The following is a 17997-nucleotide window of genomic DNA, read 5'->3' on the forward strand; positions in this document are numbered from 1 at the left end:
GGCGTGGACTTCGTGGAAGCCGCCGGTGCGGTAGTGGACGGCCCATGCCGAGGCCCTGAGGGGGGTCTCGGGGCCGGCGCCGGTGAGGGTGAGCGCGGCCTGGCGGATCCAGGTGTTCAGGGAGTCGATGGCGGGGAGCTGCCAGGTCAGGATGTCGGGGGCCGACTTGCAGGCGGCGGCTACACCGAGGGAGCGCGAGGTGTCGGTGTGCTCGCGGGTGAGGATCTCCTCGGCCAGGGCGTCGGTGTCGGGTCCCGTGGGGGTGGTGCGCTGGTAGATCCGAGTGGGCCACAGGTCCCGGCGGGCGCCGAGGACCGTCCAGCTGCCGGCGGTCGGCGCGGGGGCGGTCATGGGGTGCCTCCGGCGCAGGTGTAGACGGAGATGTGCTGGGTGGACGAAGCGGTCAGGGGCGCCCGGTGCCAGTCGGCGTACCGGTGGGTGAGGTCGAGGCCGGCGGCCGTGGCCAGCAGGTCGAGTTCGGAGAGGTGGACGTAGCGCATGGCGACCGGCAGGAGCCGTATGCCGGTCTGGTCGAAGCGGATCTCCTGGAAGCTGATGGTCTGGGCGACGGGGTCGTGGGTGATCGCGGAAAGACTCAGGTGGGTGTCGGCCAGGTCGCGGATGGCGAGCTGCTGGCGGCCGGCCAGGAGACCGGGGGCGCGCGGGATGGTCGCCTCGATGACGAAGTTGCCACCGGGCGCGAGGGAACGGGCCACTTGCTGGAGGCAGGTGGCCTGGCGGGGCTGGGTCATCAGGAAGTAGAAGCTCGAGAAGGCGACGTAGACCAGCTCGTAGCGTTCGCCACCGGTGTCGAGGTCGGCCATGTCCCCGGTGTGCGTGGTGACGGCCCGGTCGCCGCGGTGGCGGTGCAGCTCGTCGAGCATGGCCGGGGAGACGTCGACGCCGGTGACGGGGATGCCGCGGTCCGCGAGCGGAAGGGCGATGCGGCCGGTGCCGACCGCAAGTTCCAGCGCCCGGCCGCCGGTGCCGACCAGCGAGGCCAGGAAGTCGGCGGCCGGCCCAGGGTCGCGGCCGTGGTGCTCGTCGTTGTAGTGGGGCGCCCACTGGTCCCACAACTGCTGCTGTCGTCCTATCTCGTCCACATGCCTCTCCCGTTCGCGCGCTCTCGTCTGGAGGCCGGGGCAGCGCCCGGGCCGGCGGCATGCGGCTGGCCCGGGCGCACCGCGGTGGCGGGTCAGCTGTCGGTGGTGGGCGCCTTGTCCGGGTCGAGGAAGATCTTGCTCGCCCGGACGGTGCCGGTGATCTCCTCGGTGCCGGTGAGCTCCTCGACGCCGCCGTCGGCTCCGGCGATGCCGCCGCGGGTCAGCTGGACGGTCACCTTGGCGCTGAGGGCCATGTCCTCCTGGACGGCGGCCTCGTGCATGGCGGCCGCGCCAACGAGGCCCTTGTTCACCAAGTCCATGACGTGGGCGACGTCGTCAGGGTTGAGCTCGATGCCGGCGATGTTCGCCCTCTCGGCGTCGGTGGTGTAGCGAGTCACTGCGGGCTGGTCCATTCCTGCCTCCCTGTCGGGGTGGGGTGGATCGCTGTGAACCGTAGGCCGCGCCCCGGGCAGCAGCACAGGCCCGCTTCCTCCAACTACCGCCTCTTATACGCCCCTTTGCCGGGCTGACGTGCAATGGCACATCCCCGGTTGGACCTCCCGCCCCGCGCTCTGGGCGGGGGATGCTCGGCAGGTGCCCGGCCCGCCGGAGGGGCCGACCGAACCGGAAGGCGTGCTCATGCCCGCAATCCGCACTGCTCCCCTGCCCCAGCTGATGGACAACGAAGCCGTCGAGCAGGTGCTCGGCGCCTTCTACCGGACCCCGCGCGCAGGCGGACTCGACCGCCTCGCGGGCGGCGGCGGCCCGTTCGGCTTCGACGTCACCGCCGCCTGCCGCGTCCACACCCTGGTCACCCTGTTCAGGTGCGACGGGATCGTCGAGAGCGGCTGCCACTTGGGGGACACCACCGAGTACCTCGCGCGCGCCTATCCTCACCTGCCGGTGCGGGCCTGCGACCTGGATGGGCAGCGCGCCGGGTTCGCTCGGGCCCGCCTGGCCGGCCTCAGCAACGCGGTGGTCCGTCACGGCGACTCCGGCCGGCTGCTGCCCGCTCTCCTGTCCGGGCTGGAGCGGCCTCTGGTGTTCCTGGACGCCCACTGGGGCCCCGACTGGCCGCTGCGCGCCGAGCTGACCGCGCTGAAGGGCGTACGGGCGCTCGTCATCGTCGACGACTTCCGTATCGGTCACCCACGGTTCGGCTACGACACCTACGACGGAATGGTCTGCGGGCCGGAGCTCGTCGCGGACGCGCTGCCGGGGCTGGGGCGGATGTTCGTCGGCGACGTCGAGGCCGACTACCCGTTGCCGTGCCTGCAGACGGGCCGGCGCAGCGGCAGCGGGACTATCGTCCTCGGCCTCGACGACACCCCGCTCGCCGCGCACCCCTGGTTCGCCGAGGTTCCGTTGCGCCCCTGCCCGGTCCTGCCGTCGTGGGCCTCCGTTCCGGAGGTGAGGGGCCGGTGACTGTGCTGAGCAGCAGCGTCCGCGAGGCCGCGGCGGCCGACAGCTGTGTGCGGGCGTGGCCGGTTGCGCGGCGCCTGGGCGTGAGCCGGGTCGCCGAGACCACTCACCTGGACCGCATCGGCATCCCGGTCTTCGCCGCGGTGCGTCCCGGCGCCGAGTTGGTGGTGGTGACCGCCGGCAAGGGCCAGTACGCGGACGAGGCGAGGACGGGGGCGCTGATGGAGGCCGTCGAGCAGGCCGTCGCCGAGCGGTGCGCGGCCACCACGCCGCTGCGGTGGGCCTCGCCCCGTGCGATCGCCGGCGAGGGAAGGGTGCGGCTCGGCGCCTGGTGCCCGCGGCCGGAGATGAGGGTGGATGTCGACCAGGCGCTGCCCTGGATTACAGTCCCCCTCCTCGACGGGACGGGTGACCTTGCCGTTCCCGCCGAACTGGTGCTCACCCCGTGCCCGTCCGAGGCCACCACGTCCCTGTTCGGGTCCACGACCACCGGGCTCGCCTCCGGCAACAGCCATACGGAGGCCGTCCTCCACGGGCTGTGCGAGGTGCTGGAGCGCGACCTCACCTCGCTGATGGGCGTGGCCGACACCTCCGCCCTCATCGACCCCGACACCCTGCCGGCCGGGCCCGCCCATCTGTACGGACGGATCCGCGCGGCCGGACTCGGGGTGTGGCTGCGCTGGGTCCCGGCGTACGGCGGCCACTACATGGCCTGCCTGATCGACGATCCAGACCGGGCGCACCCGCTGTACTGCAACGGCGGCTACGGCTTCCACCTGCTCCCCGAGATCGCTGCCGTCCGCGCGCTGACGGAGGCCGCGCAGTCCCGCCTGACCTACATCCAAGGCTCCCGGCACGACCTGCCCGACAGCTACGCCGCCTTCGCCGCCATGGACCGCGGCGAGCGGGACGACTGGCGAAACCGCCTCCTTGCCCGGTACGGCGCACCCGCCCCAGCCGCGGCCTTCCCCACCGACCGGGAGCGGCCCGGGCCCCCTTCCCCGCAGGGGCTGCTCGAGGAACTGCTCGCCGCGGTCGGGGCGGCGGGCCTTGGCCCGGTCGGGGTGCATACCTTCGCGCCGCTGGCCAAGCCCTTCCACGTCGTGCGCGTCGTGGTCGTCCGCGCCGAACACTTCACCGCCTACACCCGCCGGTTCGGCCGCCGTCTGGCCGCGCACGCCCGGGAGGGACTATGACCACACCACCACGCACGGGGGCACTGGAGTTGATGGTCGGGCCCACCGCGCACGATTTGCCCGCCCAGCTGCTGGCCCAGGAGGACATACGGGTCCACCCTCCGGCCCAGCGCGGCAGCATCGCCGCCCTCGTCGACAGCCTGCCGCCCGGCCGCATCGCGCTGGTCGACGGCCGGTACGACGACGTGCCTGCCGTCGGCCACCGCGAGATCCTCGATGCTCTCGCGGCCGGATGGCAGGTGACTGGAGTCGGCTCCATCGGGGCGCTGCGCGCGGCCGAACTGGACGGCTTCGGGATGTCCGGCTACGGGCGCGTCTTCGCGCACCTGCTGGCCACCGCCGCCCCGGATGACGAGGTCGCCCTGCTGCACGGCCCCGCCCCCGACTACCGGCCGATCAGCGAGGCCCTCGTGGACCTGCGCGCCTTCGCCGAGCACCTGGTGCACGCCGGAGTGGTTGGCCAGGGTCACGCCCGTGCCGCGATCAACGCTCTGGCCGGCCGGTGGTTCGGCGACCGCTCGCTGCCCGCCTTCTTCGACGCCATCGCGAGCGCCGCCGGCCAGGGCTCGGCCGTCGCGGCCCGCACTCACCTGCCCCAGCTGCCCGCGATCCGTTGGAAGTCCGCTGACCTGCGCACCTACCTCACGGAGCGATCATGGACGCTGCAACCGTCATTACACCGTTCGTGCCCACGTACTGCGGCGGCTGGCCCTTCCTCGATGACGGCTTCGACAGCCGGCGGCTGCTGACCGCTACGGCCGGCGTCCGGGTGGCCCGCCGCGACGGCACCCGCTCCTCCCCCGCGCCTCAGGACCTGACCGCCGTCCTGGCCCCCGCGGAAGCCGTGCGGATCCGGGCCCTGGACCTGCCCAAGGCCCTCCCCGGCGGCGCGCTCACCGCCGACCAGGCCCAGCAGGTCCACCAGACGGTGCGGCTCGTAGGCCGACTCGTCCCCCCGTGGGCCCCGCTGCTGTCCGCGCTGCCCTTGGTGTATCTGCCGATGCCGGCCGGGTGGGCCAGCATCAGCGCGTCCTGCTTCGCCTGGCCCCAGCACATCCTTCTCGCGACGGACGCGTTCGACAGCCGGGCGATCCTCGCCGAGCAGGTCCTGCATGAGACGTTCCACCAATGGCTCTACCTGTGTGAGGAGCTCGCGGCCCTGCAGCACCCGGGCTGCGCCCACCGGATCACCCTGCCCTCCGGTACCGGCGGCCGCAGCCCCGCCGAGCTTCTCGGAGCCGCCCACGTCGCCTGCGGACTCGCCCGCCTGTGGCCGCTGCTCGACGTCCCCATGCCGGTACGCGACCAGCGCCTGGTACTCCTCTCCGCCTACCGGAGCGGCTGTCTGGCCCTGCTCGAAACCGCCCGGCCGTGCCTGACCCAGCACGGCCACGCCCTCGCCGACCGGATCCTGGAGGTACCCGCATGACCACCACCACGCCCCCGCCGACCAGCGAGGCTCTGTGGGGGACCCCGCTCTACACCCGAGCCGTCGACCCAGATCCCGCCGTCAACGAGGCGCTGCGTGAGCTGATTCTGGAGCGCACCCGCAGCGTGCCGAGTTCGGCCGTCGGCGTGCGGGACGCCGACAAGACGACCTCCGACGTGCTGCGCTGGGAGCACCCGGCCATCGACCAGCTTCGCCGATGGATCCTGGACGCCGCGTGTGCCATGAATGACCACGTCGGCGCCGGGCGGAATGCGGCTGGCCAGGAGCAGGCGATGGTGGCCGAGGCATGGGCGGTCGTCTACCGTCCCGAGGGACTCCACCAGCTGCACAGCCACCACGACGCTGCCTGGTCCGGCGTCTACTACGTCGCCACCGGCCGCATGACCGAGGGCACCGGCCTGTTGGAGTTCGTCGACCCCCGCCCGGGCGCCGCAGCCCGGGAACCCGCCCGCCTGCCCCTGTACAGGCTCACCCCGACCCCGGGAATGCTGGTCGCCTTCCCTGCCTGGCTGCGGCACTGGGTCACCCCATACCAAGGCGATGCCCAGCGCATCGTCATCGCCTTCAACATCGCCTTCCGGCACGCCTGATGGACGGGCCGGTTCTGAGCAAGGAGCACCCCCGTGATCACCTCCCTGTGGGAATCCCCCGTCCACACCGCACAGTTGGCCAGCGACGTACTTGCCCGAGTCGCCGCCGATTCCGGACTGCTGCCCAGCCTGCTTCCCACCGGGCACCCGGGCCGTGACCTGACCTGGACCAGCCGGACCGAGCAGTGGAAAGGCGGATTCCACGCCGGTCTCCGCCACGGCACCGGAGCCTGGTGCGCGCTGATCGTCCTCGACGCCCGGACCAGCCACGCAGAAACCCTGTCCGGAGCGGTGGTGCTCCACGATCCACGAGCCGGCGCCGCCAACGTGGGGCTCCCCGGGCTGCCCTGGGGCCGTCCCCTGACCCTGACCACCCGCCCCGGCCTGCTCGCGGTCGTCCCCGGCTGGCTGGGCTGGCAGGTCGCGCCCGTCCGCGCCGACGACGAGCGGACGGTGCTGACCGCCGACTCCGCATAGCCCGACGGCCCCGGTCACGCCACCAGTTCCCGCAGGTCGGCGGCGGCCTGCCACAGGTCCTCGAATCGGGAGGCCGCACGCCCGTTGTGATCCGGAGCCAGACAGGGCCTGCCATCGTCCCGCTCCCGGGCCACGAGCATGAGCCAGCCGCCCCCCAGGACAGCCACAGCAAACCCCGACGGTGCCAGGGCAGTTCGAAGCGCCGGCAGCACCCGTACCTCCACCGGCGCCTGAAGAAGCCGCCGGTACTGCTCCCGCATCACCCCCGGCCCGACCACACCGGGGGCAAGTACCGTCTCACCCAGCAAGATCCGCACCGTTGCACGACCGGTCTGGAAGAAGCGCTGCTGGCGCAGTCCCAGCAGCCACAGGCGCCGGTCGGCCTCGACGCTGCTCACGGGCCCCAGCAGCTCACGGGCGTAGTGGCGGGTCCGCACCACCGCCGGGAGCACCTGCGGCATGTACACCGCGCGCAGCCCGGCGGCCTCCACCTCCAGATAGTCGCGGGAACTCGCATCGGCCACATCGGCGAAGGAGTGGTAGACGCTTCGCCCCAGAGCCTGCCGGGACCACTCCAAGAGCCGGTCCCGGTCCCGGCCGTGGATTCCGTAGAAGTCCACGAGACGGACAACGTCATCCCCCGCCGCCCGATGACGTCCCCGTTCGATCCGCGACAGCTTGGACGTGCTCACGAACAGGGCACCTGCGACCTGCTCCAGAGTCAGCCCCCTGACCATCCTGGCCAGTTCGAACTGCCGCCCCAGGAGGAGACGGGCGACCGTCGCACTCGGTCGGTCATCGTGGAGCACGGACATGGCGCCTCCGTCCCCTCGGCGGCAGCCCCCGGCCCGACGGCCAAGTGCTGTCCTGCCGCTAGAAGCGGCACCACACTGAAAGTGTGGGAACCGATCCGGCCAAGGGAAGCAAACCCCTGCCAAGAACGGTGACGGAATGATGAACTGAGCACACTCACGGTTCACTCACGCGCTCAACCGGCAGCCGGGGCGAGGCTTTGATGGACACACAGGCTGAAACGGTCACCGTCGAGCAGGCCATCGCGAACTTTTCCGCCGAAGTCGCCTACTGGCGCGAGGTGCGCGGGATGTCGAAGAAGACACTGGCCGCGGCCATGGGCTACACGCCTTCCTACGTCAGCCACATGGAAGCGGGGCGAACCAAGCCGAGCGAAGACTTCGCCCGGATCGCCGACGAGCAGCTGAACGCGGGCAAGGCGATCTGCAATCGCTGGTGCGAGTACGAAGCGGCCAAGGCCCGCGCCCACTCCCCCGCGGTCCCGCCGCCGCCCCGGCGGGCCGAGCAGCCGTACGCCACCGGCACCGCGCTTGTCGTCGAGCACGACGCGGCCCGCCTGGACTACGACGGGTCCATGTACCGGCTTACCATGCGCCGACTGCTGCGCAACACCGGCAACGACCCCATCACGCGGTATCTGATCCGCATCAGCGTCGACCGCTATCCCGGTGAGCCGGAGCGGTCCAACGAGCACTACCGGGCACACCCCCTCACCTGGGCCGAGCTGAACCTGACCGCGTGCAGCTGCGGCGAGGAAATGCTGTGGGAGGCCAAGCACGATCGCGACGCGTTCAAGGAGGTCTGGCTGCTGTTCGAAAACTCCGAGGGCCGCTTCCCTCTCTACCCGGGCGAGTCCGTATGGATCGAGTACGCCTACTCCGTCTCCGACTACAAGTGGGGCCGCTGGTTCCAGCGCGCTGTCCGGCTGCCCACGGAACACCTCGAAGTCCAACTCGACTTCCCCCTGGCACTCGACCCGGTGGTGTGGGGCACCGAGACGTCGATGACCTCCGAGGCCGCGCCGCTGCGGACAGCGCCGCACCGCCACGACGATGAAGACGAAGGCCGGCGGACCTTCGCCTGGTCGACGTCCACGCCTGCCCTGCATGCCCGATACCGATTGGCCTGGAAGTTCCGGGCACGGCCCGAACCCAGCACGAACCACGAGGAGTTGGGATGACCGAGGTGCGGCCCAGTCAGCGCATGCGAGAACTCGGAGTCGTCCAGCACGGCGCCCCAGCCCTGGACACCCCCTCAACGGCCCTCGACCTGCCCGCCGAAAGGGCCACCGCCGAACTCGTCATCGACCAGCTCACCGAGGCGATGGATCGCATCGCCCGCGCCCACGACTTCTCCGGCAAAGGCATGGGGCTGGCCGCACCGCAGATCAACATCGCCCACGCCGCCGCCGCGGTACGGCCCGCCGCTCCTGGCGCCGAGACGATCGTTCTCCTCAACCCCCGCATCACCGCGTCCTCCGATGAGATTGACGAGCAGTACGAAGGCTGCCTCAGCTTCTTCGACGTCCGCGGCATGGTGCCCCGCCCTCTGCGGATCACCGTCGAAACCACCGCGCTGGATGGCAGCAAGGTCACCACCGTGTACGAGCGCGGGCTCGCCCGCCTCGTCCAGCACGAGGTCGACCATCTTGAGGGGCATCTGTACATTGCCCGCATGCGTCCGGGAGTCGACCCGATCCCTGTCGAGGAGTACCGGCAAACCGGCCGCGCCTGGGCCTACGACCAGTAACACCTGAACCGGCTCCGGGGCGGAAGGCCACCAGGGCCCTCCGGCTCCTGCGGCCGCCTCATGCAGCCCGTTCCACAGAGGGTTCATCCCGCAGCTCTAGCTCAGCAACACCCTTCAACCATGCATGAGTTCGAGAATCGAACTCTGCTTGATCACGGTACGTTTCTTCGGCACTCCACTGCCCGTCGTGGACGCGTCGGTGATACACAACATCGGGCAGCAGTTCCCCGGCAGCGCGTGCGCACACGCCAAGCACGAAGCTGTAGTCCTCCCCTTTGTGGAGACCGCCGTGTCCAACTGCACGCGCAAGGGCCGTGTCGGTGAGCAGCATGCAGTGCCCCAGGGGCGGCTTACTGGCGAGCGGGTCCGGCCAGTACGACAACACCTCACCGGCCGCGAGCGGCCCGACGGGGGTCGGGCACATCCACGTCGACAGGTTCCCGGAGTGGGGGTCCCAGTCGGCCGACCGGCCAGCGACCCAGCGCAGTCCGGCGGCGACGGCATGCTCGTTCCTGATTGCCAAGCTCAGCGGGGTGGCGAGCCGGTCGTCATCGTCTGCGAAGGCACAACGGGGAGCGTCGACATAGTTCAAGGCGGTGTTTCGGGCGGGCGCCGGCCCGGGCCCGGGCCTGGCGATCACTTTGACCCGGGGGTCCCTCGTGATCGCCCGCGGTATGAGATCGAGGTTGGCCTGGGGGCCGTTGGGCGCGACGATCCACTGCCAGGTGACCTCCTCCTGGGCGCGGAGGCTCTCGTAGAGCTCCTCGAGGAATGGCAGGCGTGTGGGGTTCAAGCCCGTCGGGGTGATGACGGCGACGGCAGGCTGGGCAGGGCTGGGCATGGATCTTCTCCGTGGGCGAGTGGGCACTACGCGGCGCGGCGCGGCACGTGGGATGAGGTGGCTCCGGGCCTTTGAGACCACGGTCCGATGACGTGGCGGGCGGGCAGGTGAATCAGGTGGAGGCCGGGGGGCAGTGATGCCTGGAAGTCCTGGAGTTCGGTGCGGCTGGGGGGCGCGGTGGGTGCTCGGGCGGCTGCGGCTTCGAGGATCGCAGGCGCTTCGGCTTCCTCGCTCGGTGGGCCGGTCCAGCGCAGGACGAGCATTCCGTGGTGGTCGTCAGTCTGCTGCTCGGGTGGGCCGGGGTGGACGGGCTGGTACCACCGGTGGACTTGGTCGAGGACGACGATCGGGTAGATCGCTCCGATGCCGTAGTGGGCGGCCTGAACTTCGTGCTGGGTCAACTCGTCTGTCCTTCATGGGTGTTGGTTCCGCTGCTGGTGTGGATGGGGCACGTCGGCGCCGTGTCGGCGGGGCGCTGGGCCGGGTGGTCAGGTCAGTGGGAGGGGGCTTCGACGACGTTGGTGGGCGTCGTGGCGCCGACGGGCTTGCCGAAGTCCGAGTAGGTGATGTCACCCGCCTCGGTGTTGTCGGAGCTGTCCACGGACAGGAGGTTGGAGGTGCCATCGGCCGAGACGAGGTAAGTCATCGGCTTGCCGCCGGACACGAGCTCTACGGGGACGGCTCGGTGGCCTCCCGTCTCCCGGATCGCCTTCTTGGTCATGGTGGTCGAGGCGGTGTAGGGGTGGGTGAACTGCTCCTGGTGGCAGTAGCTGGCCAGGGCCTTCATCAGGGCGTTATCGCGGGTGCCGTGGATCCACTGCGCGTCGGGGACTTGGTTATCGAGTTCCTTGGCCAGGGTCTGGTCGAGCTTGGCGAAGATGTCGCTGCCCTTGACGACGATCTCGAAGGAGCCTCGCTGCTTCTTGTCGACCGTGCCGGTGCACTCGGTGGCGGACAGCCGCAGGTCGGTGCCGGCGTCCGAGCGGTCCATGCGTTCGCGGAACGACCCTGCCTCGGCGTTCGTTCGCATCGCCTTGTTGTAGATGTCGGCGGCGGGCAGCTCTTCGATGCCGTTCGCCTTGGCCGGGGGTGCCATTGGAGCCTGCTCGGTCGACTTGGACGTGCCGGCGGAGTCGTTGTTGCACGCCGTTAGGGTCAGTAGGACGGCCGTGCAGGCGAGAGCGGCGAGCGGCAGGCGACGGGCAGTGGAGTTGTTCATCGTGGTTGTCTCCAGGTGCGGGATGGCTGGGTAGGGGTGGGGACGAGTCAGGATCGGGGACGCGAAGGGCTCTCGGTGCGGGTGTCATCGGGTGGGGCGGGGGTGCGGCCGGGGGTGCGCAGGTTGAAGCGCGTGATCGCGAATCGGAAGATCATGTAGTAGAGGGCGCCGTAGGCGACGGCGAGGGGCAGCAGGAGCAACGGGCGTTGGGAGATTGAGTAGTTGAGGACGTAGTCGATCGCTCCGGCGCTGAAGACGAAGCCCGCATGGATGTCGAGGAGGTTGACGATCGCGAGGCTGAGTCCGGTGAGCACCGCGTGTACCAGGTAGAGCGGGAAAGCCACGAAAACGAACGTCAACTCGATGGGCTCCGAGACCCCTGCGAGGCAGCAAATTGAGCCCGCGGGCAGTAGCAGGGCGCCGACACGGCGGCGGTGCTCGGGCAGTGCGCTGCGCCACATCGCCAGGGCGGCGGCGGGCAGGCCGGCCATGTAGACAGGGAAGAAGCCGCCCATGAACACGCCGGCTTCCGGACTGTGTCTCTCGATGAAGCAGGGGACGTCACCTTTCACGCCGCCCCCGCAGTCGCCGGTCAGGTACCAGGCCACGGCGTTGAGAGGCTGGTGCATGCCGATGGGGCCCAGGAGGCGGTTGAGGAACCCGAAGATTCCCCCGCCGAGGACCGCGTGGTCCGCGACGGCGGCCGCGGAGGCGGTGAGTGCCCGTTCCACGGTGGGGTAGGCGAGCCCGAGCAGGGTGCCGACGGTGAGGGCGGCGAGGGCGACGATCCCGTAGGCGGCGAACGGGGGAATGCGGCTCCGTCCGGTGGTGACGCGCTTCCAGATGGCCATGGCCAGCAGGGCGCCGACGATCCCGGCGAGCGCCCCGTAGGGCCATCGGGCGGGCGGGGCGTCGAGTTGGTCGGCTGGCAGCGGGTTGAGGACGAGGACGACCTTGGCGAGGACCAGGTAGGAGATGAGGCAGGCCAGCACGGGGCCGGCAGCGTCCTTGGCGCGGTTGAGGCCCAGGGCGATTCCGACGGCGAACAGGGCCGGGAGGTTGTCGAGGACCGCCGAGCCCGCTCCGGAGATGACCGCGGCCGCGGTGTGCAGGTGCTGGTAGCGGCCCAGGAGGTCGTCCTGTCCGAGGCGTAGGAGCAGGCCGGCGGCGGGCATCGCTGCGATCGGCAGGGCGAGGCCCTGGCCCATGCGGCGCAGCCGCGCCGTGAGCGTGGTCGGGTCGGCCGGTGCGGCGTTGTCGCCGCGGTGCGGGGCGGTCTTGGTTCGGGTGAACGGCAGGGTCACCACGTTGTCGGCCTCCGGTCGTCGTACTGCGGGTGGAGGTGCCGTGGTGCGGTGGCGGCCAGGGCGCGGGGCATGGTGGTGGCTCCTGAGGCTGGTCGGGTCAGCGCACGCAGGCGGTGGTGCGGACGGGTGAGGTGATGTGCACGGTGAGGCTCTGCATCACCTGGTCGAGGCGTGCCTGGCAGGCGTCGGGGGTGGGGCCGCTGACGATGGCGTGGGCGAGGCGGTCGTTGATGGTGCTGTGCGGGCCGGCGACTACGACGTCGCCCGACTGCCGTGTCCAGAAGAGGCGTTCGAGCCAGTCGGCTGTGAACGCGCGGGCGTGGGCGGCCTGGACGGGGCCGGTGACGGTCGGGTAGCGGAACTCGATCGCTGCGCTCTGCGCGACGGACCCGGCAAGGTCGGGGGTGTCGCCGGTGGCCAGGGCGGCCTGGGCCTGCGGGAGGGAGATGCCGGTCGCGAGGTGGACGAGGAGCGGAATGAGGTCGCCGCCGAGGCGGGCGTTGATCTCGATGATGCGCGGGCCCTGGCGGGTGAGGCGTACCTCGACGTGCAGGATCCCGGTGGTGATGCCGACCGCTTTGATGGCGGAGGTGACGACGTGGTGGAGGGCCGGGTCGTCGAGGAGCGGGTCGGTGGCGTCGACGAGGTGGCCGGTCTCCAGGAACGCCGGCTCGGAGCCGAGCCGTTTGCGGGTGATCGCGGCGATGTGTACGTCGCCCCGGCCGCGGACGGCGCACTCGACGCTGATCTCGGGGCCGTGGAGGTACTCCTCGACCAGGACGCCGGCGACCGCACTCGCCTCCAAGCCGATCAGGGTCGCGGCGGCGGCGTTGTCGTAGTGGGCGCTGACGTGCTCGCGGTAGTCAGCGCGATGGACGCCGGCGCTGCCGCCCAGGCCGCGGGGCTTGATGACGACGGGGTAGCCGATGGCGGCGGCGGCCGCGACTGCTTCGTCGGCGCTGTTGACGAGGACGGATCGGGCGGAGGGGACGCCGTGTTCGGCGAGGAGTTGGCGGGTGCGGGCCTTGTCGCGGCAGGCGGCGACGGCGTCCGGGTCGGCGCCGGGCAGACCCAGTTCCTTGGCCAGGCGGGCGACGAGCTCGACGTGGTGCTCAAGGTAGGTGGTGACGCCGGTGATGGGCTGGCGCAGGGCGATCTCGGTGACCGCGCGGTGGACGGCTTGGTGGTCGTGCAGGTCGACGGTGACCGTGTCGGTGACGTAGGGGCGGGTCCAGGCGGGCACCTGGTCGTCGAGGAGGACGAGGTGGTGGCGGGCGGCGAACTCCTGCAGGAGAAAGGAGCGGTAGGCGCGGTCGCCGGCGCCCAGGACGAGCAGGACGGGCCGGGTGTGGTGGTTCATCGTGGCTCCTGGTCAGCGGTGGTCGGGTACGGGGTGGGCACGGTGGATGAGCGCGGCCAGGGGCCAGGCCAGAGCGGCGCCGAGGGCGCCGACGGTGATGGTGGTGAGGGCGGCGAGTTCGGCGCCGCCGTGGGTCAGCGCCCATCCGGCGAGGGCGGGGGCGATGATGACGGCGCCGGCCAGGGTCGTTCCCCAGATCCCCGCGTACAGGCCGCGGGCGGTGGGCGGGGAGAGGCGGTTGAGGAGGTCGGACGCGGCGACGAAGACGACTATCTCGCCGGGGACGGCGAGGGCGGCGGTCGCGGCGTAGCCGAGGGAGGTGGAGGCGAATCCGGCGGCGCCCATGCTCGCGCCCAGGGCGAGGGAGCTCGCGGCGAACAGGCCGGTCATCGGCTTCGGGCCGTCAGCCTGGCGGCTGAGCCAGCGGTTGAGGAGCGGGGAGAGCAGCAGGACCGCTCCCGCGTTGGCGGTCTGGGTCCAGCCGTAGGCGGCGGCGTCGAGTCCGTCGTCGGCCATGAGCATCGGCATGGAGGAGAACAGGCTCGCGGCGCAGGTCAGCGCGCACAGGCTGGCCAGGAGCAGCAGCCACAGCCCGCGGTCGGTGAGCGCGGCACGGTAGTTGGCGGGCCGGGGGGTGTTGGGGTCGGAGTGCGGGTCGGCGGGCAGGAAGCGCCACACCAGAAGCGCGAACAGGGTGCAGGCGCCGGCGTTGATCCAGATCAGGGCCGGGATGCCGAGCGGGCCGGCGAGCATGCCGCCGGCGGTTCCGGCGACGGCGGCGCCGACGTTGACGGCGAAGTGCCTCCACGCGTTCACGGAGGCACGGACGCCGTCCTCGGGGAAGGCGTCAGCGATCGCGGCGGTGAACACCGAGCGGGAGGCGTCGTAGACGATGCCGGCGGTGAAGGTCGCCGCGAACAGGGCGGGAACGGCGTGGGCCTGGGCGAGCAGAGGCAAGGCGGCCGCGGCGAGCAGCATGGCCGTGATGAGGGTGGCGCGGTGGCCGATCCGGTCGGCGAGCCACCCGCACAGCACGGAACCCGCCAGCCAGCCGGCGCCGAAGACAGCGAGGATGGCGCTGACGGTCCCGGTGGAAAGGTGCAGGTCGTGCAGGCGGTACGGCAGGAACGGGTAGGTGAATCCGAAGCCTCTGGCGAGGAAGGTACCGACCATCAGCGTCCAGATCGCCGCCGGCCATCGGCGTGTGGCTCCGTTCCCGGCCCGGTCCGGTCGCCTGACCGGCGCGGCAGTGGTGGGCACACAGACTCCAGCTAGGTTGCGGCGCTGATGGGCGGCGCCATGCAGATGCGAAAGGGGCGGGGGTGCCGCCGACGTGGGAGGCGGCACCCTCTGGTTGGCCAGGACAGGCCCGCTCTAGGAGGACGAGGAGCAGGACCGGGCACCGCTTCGGGGCTGAAGGGCGGTCCTCGGCCGGGGCCCGGCCGGGCAGGGGGTAGTGCCCGGCCGGGAGTTCAGGACGGCGGCGTCAGCCGCGGGCCAGGAAGCTGTGGCCGGTCAGTCGAGCTGCATGTAGACGCACTGCTCGAGGTACTTCTTGTGGACCCAGCCGGTGGTGCCCTTCTTGATGCCGGTCTCCGACTTGTGATCGAGCTTGGTCTTGATCCAGTCGCCGCTGCTGCCGACCTCCGTGCCGGAGTCGCTCCAGCGGTAAAGCAACCCGAGCGACCGGTAGTTCGTGCTCGGTCCGCTGCGGAGGTTGACCGCCTTGCCGGTCACCGACCAGGTCGGGCAGGTATTCGCTGCGGCAAGCGTGGCCGGCGCCTGCGCGGGGGTGCTCGCGAGGGCGGATGGGGCGGCCGCCAGGGTGGCCGCGGCCCCCATCGTGATGGTGGCGACCGCGATGCCGGCGCGGCCTATGAACTTGGCCTGCATTCTTCGTCTCCTGAGCCGTGGACTGCGTTTCCCAAGGAGCCGTCCGAATTCGCGGGCAGGACGAGTTACGACGTCCCGCCTTCGAAGCGGAAAGCACACGCCCGAAAAGCTAGGAGAATTTCCCTGTGGATAAGTTCCGGCGTTTCCCAGGCACTCGTGCGCGCCATCACAGCGCGCGGATACACGAAGTTCCCGCTGGATGATTCATGACAACTAGGAGATTTCAGGCAACGGATCTGATGGCCCGGCTAGCTCTGCGAACCGCTTCCAGTCCTGGACCGGTGAATTTCTGCGCCGCCCTGTACCCGCGCGGTCCCAAAGGGACCCCAAGTTCTGCTGCACACGAAAGACGCAGCGGCACCCTCCCCGAAACAGAGGGGATTCCTCTCACGGACGGATAGCCCGCCACCTCGTCCCTGTGCGTGCGGTGCGCGGACGCGACCGGCGAAGCCCGCGCACCTGATGGGGAGTTAACCCGAGCTGGAGCTCGGGGAACGCCAAGCGTACGCGGTGGCCTAGGAGTTGAGGCGAGCGTTGCAGTGCCTGAACCACCCGGGACGGGGAGGTGGGCTCGCTACCCTGAGCTCATGGCACCCCAGGGCTACGCCACCTTCTCGGCGATCTTCGCCGTGGCGGGAATCGGACATCTCCTCACCGCAGCGAACCGGTGGACGGGCGCGCGACGGCACGCCGCCCACTACACGGCTCCGGAGATCAGCGCCCCCTTTGCCACCCGCCGCGCCCGGATGACGTTCCACTTCATGCTGGCCGCGGGCGTCTTCTACGCGCTCGCGGGCATCTGGCTGGGCTGGCGCGCCTCGAGCGGCTGAGCTTCTGCCATCTCCCGACGTCCCGTCCGGTACGCCGCCATCAGCTCGGCCACGGGTTTACTGGTGAAGCCATCGGCCTCCTCCAGCGCCGCGAGCGGCAGCGGATCGTCGGGGGCGTAGCCGAGGGCCGGCTGCCCGGTGAGGTGCTCGCACAGTGCGTCCAGGCGCTCCATGAGGGCGGCGTGACGTTGTTGTTCCGCGGTCATGTCCTGCCACCAGTGCCAGCGCTGCGCGGCGTCGTCCGGCCGGGCGGGCAGCGCACGGCGCAGGGCTTCGGCCCGGTCCGCGAGTGCCTCCCCCACCGGCAGGCGCAGCGCGGCGGTCAGGCTGTCCGATGCGGACTCCACGGTGGTGGTCATGCCGTTACGGTCGCACTCGGCACTGACATCGCGCGGGATCCGAGCGCCGGGTGGGCCGTCTGTGCACTGGAGTGCGCCCGGTCGGCTCAGCTGGACCTGTCGTCCACGGCACGGCGGACGGCCGATGCGGGTCCGGGGCGCGGTGATCGTGGGCACGGTCCGATGGTGGTCAGGCTGGCGGGTGCTGGGGCGGCGGTCCCTTCGGCGGAAGTCGGGGTCGTCACCGGGCGCGGGCGGTGGCGTAGGTCGCGTAGCGGGCCGCGTTCGGCGAGCGCTGCAGCGGGGCGTCGGCGACCTTCTCGAAGCCGCCGCCGTACTGCGTGACGACGTCGCCGAGGATGTTGGCGAGGTTCTCGGCGACCTCGACGTCCGCCTTCGAGGCGGACGACTGGGTGCGCGCCGAGGCCATGCCGTCGGAGGAGGAGATCCGCCGGGTGCGTCGGCTGATCGCCCGGGTCAAGGCGGACCTGGACGATCTCACCGACGAGGAGCGGGCCCAGATCCAGCAAGCTGTCTCGGTCATCCGCCGCGGGCGGTCCCTGATGTTGGGGATGCCCGGCATCGGCCAGCCCCTGCCCGACGTTCGACCGAGGCGGCGCGCATGAGCACCGCGATGAGCGCGGGACGCAAGGCCGACGCAGACCGACGCCGTCAGCGTGTCGTGAAGGCGATCAGCGCTGCCGCGCAGAAGGGGAGCCGCATCACGGTCTCGGGCATCGCCCGCCAGGCGGGGGTGGACCGGACCTTCCTGTACCGGCACCGGGATCTGCTCGCCCTGGTCCACACGGCCGAACTCGAGCCGGCTGCGCAAGACCCGGCCTCCGGTGCGTCTGCGGTGAGCAGGGCCTCGCTCCGGTCCGATCTCGCGAACGCGCAGTCCCGCAACGTGCGCCTCGCCGCCCTAATCCAGCAGTTGGAGCGGCGCCTGTCCCAAGAGCTCGGTGAGCAGGCCTGGCGCGAGTCGCGACTCGGCGCGCCCACCGACATCGAGGAGCTGCAGCGGACGATCACCCGTCTTGAACAGCGCAACGTCGAGCTGACCGAGGCCCTGCAGGAGAGCCAGGCCGATCTATCGGCGGCCAGGGAAGCCAACCGTGAGCTGACCCGCGCAATCAACCAGCGCGGGCAGCAGGCGGGATCAGGCCCGCCTGCAGGTCCGCAGTGACGCCGGTGAGGATGCTGAGGGCTACTCCTCGGCATCCTCGTCCGGGGGCAGGTAGTCCGCGAGGGTCGGTTACGGCTTGCCCTGCTCAGCGACGGAGGCTTCCCAGGGAGAGAGTGGGGACCAAAGAGGTGGAGCGCGGGGAAGTGCGCGAGTTCGCAGAATCCTCCATGGGGCGGAACCCGCGCAGGAGTCTCTGAATTTGGGCTCTGGAGGGGCGAGTTCG

The 17997-nt window shown here is 71.0% G+C and carries 23 protein-coding genes; 10 read left to right on the forward strand and 13 right to left on the reverse strand.

All coding sequences use genetic code 11. The annotated features are described in order from the left end of the window. From ADK54_RS09685 to ADK54_RS09695, 3 genes are all read right to left on the reverse strand, one after another. Window positions 1-351, reverse strand: a 351-nt coding sequence (locus ADK54_RS09685; protein WP_199826915.1) for a hypothetical protein, incomplete at its 3' end; no start/stop codon positions are given. Beyond that, window positions 348-1103 carry a class I SAM-dependent DNA methyltransferase gene (locus tag ADK54_RS09690; RefSeq protein ID WP_053725151.1) on the reverse strand — a complete coding sequence of 252 codons (756 nt, stop codon included), beginning with the start codon at window positions 1101-1103 and terminating at the stop codon, window positions 348-350. The genes ADK54_RS09685 and ADK54_RS09690, both read right to left, overlap by 4 nt. Window positions 1104-1195: 92 nt before the next feature. Further along, the gene (locus ADK54_RS09695) at window positions 1196-1516 is read right to left on the reverse strand and encodes a hypothetical protein (protein WP_053725152.1); all 321 of its coding nucleotides are present in this window, start codon (window positions 1514-1516) and stop codon (window positions 1196-1198) included. A 226-nt stretch (window positions 1517-1742) separates the two neighbouring features. On the opposite strand from ADK54_RS09695, the gene ADK54_RS09700 reads away from it, so the two are divergent. From ADK54_RS09700 to ADK54_RS09725, 6 genes are read left to right on the forward strand one after another with little or no spacing between them, the layout of a single operon-like run. Further along, the gene (locus tag ADK54_RS09700; protein ID WP_199826916.1) at window positions 1743-2528 is read left to right on the forward strand and encodes a hypothetical protein; all 786 of its coding nucleotides are present in this window, start codon (window positions 1743-1745) and stop codon (window positions 2526-2528) included. Continuing rightward, on the forward strand, window positions 2525-3721 hold the full coding sequence (locus ADK54_RS09705) for a YcaO-like family protein (RefSeq protein WP_159047692.1): 1197 nt from the start codon (window positions 2525-2527) through the stop codon (window positions 3719-3721). Before ADK54_RS09700 ends, ADK54_RS09705 begins: the two co-directional genes overlap by 4 nt. Continuing rightward, on the forward strand, window positions 3718-4470 hold the full coding sequence (locus ADK54_RS43155; protein ID WP_078966267.1) for a TfuA-like protein: 753 nt from the start codon (window positions 3718-3720) through the stop codon (window positions 4468-4470). The genes ADK54_RS09705 and ADK54_RS43155 overlap by 4 nt, the downstream gene beginning before the upstream one ends. Then, window positions 4377-5150 carry an aKG-HExxH-type peptide beta-hydroxylase gene (locus ADK54_RS09715; RefSeq protein WP_053725155.1) on the forward strand — a complete coding sequence of 258 codons (774 nt, stop codon included), beginning with the start codon at window positions 4377-4379 and terminating at the stop codon, window positions 5148-5150. Before ADK54_RS43155 ends, ADK54_RS09715 begins: the two co-directional genes overlap by 94 nt. Next, window positions 5147-5761, forward strand: a complete 615-nt coding sequence (locus tag ADK54_RS09720; RefSeq protein ID WP_053725156.1) for a TIGR02466 family protein — start codon at window positions 5147-5149, stop codon at window positions 5759-5761. The genes ADK54_RS09715 and ADK54_RS09720 overlap by 4 nt, the downstream gene beginning before the upstream one ends. Before the next feature lie 33 nt (window positions 5762-5794). Continuing rightward, the gene (locus tag ADK54_RS09725; protein WP_053725157.1) at window positions 5795-6238 is read left to right on the forward strand and encodes a hypothetical protein; all 444 of its coding nucleotides are present in this window, start codon (window positions 5795-5797) and stop codon (window positions 6236-6238) included. Between the two features lie 14 nt (window positions 6239-6252). Here the strand turns inward: ADK54_RS09725 and ADK54_RS09730 are convergent, their stop codons facing one another. Beyond that, the gene (locus tag ADK54_RS09730) at window positions 6253-7053 is read right to left on the reverse strand and encodes a Scr1 family TA system antitoxin-like transcriptional regulator (protein ID WP_053725158.1); all 801 of its coding nucleotides are present in this window, start codon (window positions 7051-7053) and stop codon (window positions 6253-6255) included. Between the two features lie 200 nt (window positions 7054-7253). Here ADK54_RS09730 and ADK54_RS09735 point away from each other — a divergent pair, with 200 nt between their 5' ends. Together ADK54_RS09735 and ADK54_RS09740 are read left to right on the forward strand one after the other, a co-directional pair. Beyond that, complete coding sequence (locus ADK54_RS09735; RefSeq protein WP_053725159.1) at window positions 7254-8231, forward strand: helix-turn-helix domain-containing protein; 978 nt, start codon at window positions 7254-7256, stop codon at window positions 8229-8231. Then, complete coding sequence (locus ADK54_RS09740; protein ID WP_053725160.1) at window positions 8228-8800, forward strand: peptide deformylase; 573 nt, start codon at window positions 8228-8230, stop codon at window positions 8798-8800. Before ADK54_RS09735 ends, ADK54_RS09740 begins: the two co-directional genes overlap by 4 nt. Before the next feature lie 58 nt (window positions 8801-8858). Here ADK54_RS09740 and ADK54_RS09745 read toward each other — a convergent pair whose 3' ends face one another. From ADK54_RS09745 to ADK54_RS09775, 7 genes are all read right to left on the reverse strand, one after another. After that, window positions 8859-9641, reverse strand: coding sequence for a glycosyltransferase family 2 protein (locus ADK54_RS09745; RefSeq protein ID WP_053725161.1), 783 nt, complete (start codon window positions 9639-9641; stop codon window positions 8859-8861). 26 nt (window positions 9642-9667) lie between these two features. Continuing rightward, a complete protein-coding gene (locus ADK54_RS09750) occupies window positions 9668-10042 on the reverse strand; it encodes a hypothetical protein (protein WP_053725162.1) in 375 nt (124 codons plus the stop codon). 92 nt (window positions 10043-10134) lie between these two features. Then, window positions 10135-10860, reverse strand: coding sequence for a hypothetical protein (locus tag ADK54_RS09755; RefSeq protein ID WP_053725163.1), 726 nt, complete (start codon window positions 10858-10860; stop codon window positions 10135-10137). A gap of 47 nt (window positions 10861-10907) precedes the next feature. Then, window positions 10908-12167: a PTS transporter subunit EIIC gene (locus tag ADK54_RS09760; RefSeq protein ID WP_053725164.1), complete on the reverse strand. Its 1260-nt coding sequence runs from the start codon at window positions 12165-12167 to the stop codon at window positions 10908-10910. A gap of 97 nt (window positions 12168-12264) precedes the next feature. Then, a complete protein-coding gene (locus ADK54_RS09765; protein ID WP_053725165.1) occupies window positions 12265-13527 on the reverse strand; it encodes an ATP-grasp domain-containing protein in 1263 nt (420 codons plus the stop codon). A 12-nt stretch (window positions 13528-13539) separates the two neighbouring features. Then, complete coding sequence (locus ADK54_RS09770) at window positions 13540-14787, reverse strand: MFS transporter (protein WP_053725166.1); 1248 nt, start codon at window positions 14785-14787, stop codon at window positions 13540-13542. A gap of 255 nt (window positions 14788-15042) precedes the next feature. Beyond that, window positions 15043-15420 (reverse strand): SH3 domain-containing protein, encoded by a 378-nt coding sequence (locus ADK54_RS09775; protein WP_053725167.1) that lies wholly within the window; start codon window positions 15418-15420, stop codon window positions 15043-15045. 587 nt (window positions 15421-16007) lie between these two features. On the opposite strand from ADK54_RS09775, the gene ADK54_RS09780 reads away from it, so the two are divergent. Then, window positions 16008-16250 carry a hypothetical protein gene (locus ADK54_RS09780; protein ID WP_053725168.1) on the forward strand — a complete coding sequence of 81 codons (243 nt, stop codon included), beginning with the start codon at window positions 16008-16010 and terminating at the stop codon, window positions 16248-16250. On the opposite strand, the gene ADK54_RS09785 is transcribed toward ADK54_RS09780, so the two are convergent. Both ADK54_RS09785 and ADK54_RS45815 read right to left on the reverse strand, forming a co-directional pair. After that, window positions 16202-16609 (reverse strand): hypothetical protein, encoded by a 408-nt coding sequence (locus ADK54_RS09785; protein WP_053725169.1) that lies wholly within the window; start codon window positions 16607-16609, stop codon window positions 16202-16204. The two genes, ADK54_RS09780 and ADK54_RS09785, sit on opposite strands and share 49 nt — an antisense overlap. A 220-nt stretch (window positions 16610-16829) precedes the next feature. Next, window positions 16830-17132 (reverse strand): hypothetical protein, encoded by a 303-nt coding sequence (locus ADK54_RS45815; protein WP_159047693.1) that lies wholly within the window; start codon window positions 17130-17132, stop codon window positions 16830-16832. Between the two features lie 78 nt (window positions 17133-17210). Between ADK54_RS45815 and ADK54_RS09800 the strand changes: the two genes are divergently transcribed. Then, a complete protein-coding gene (locus ADK54_RS09800; RefSeq protein ID WP_053725172.1) occupies window positions 17211-17774 on the forward strand; it encodes a DUF6262 family protein in 564 nt (187 codons plus the stop codon). The last annotated feature ends 223 nt before the right edge of the window (window positions 17775-17997 follow it).

The sequence above is a fragment of the Streptomyces sp. WM6378 genome (assembly GCF_001279695.1).
GTDB lineage: Bacteria > Actinomycetota > Actinomycetes > Streptomycetales > Streptomycetaceae > Streptomyces.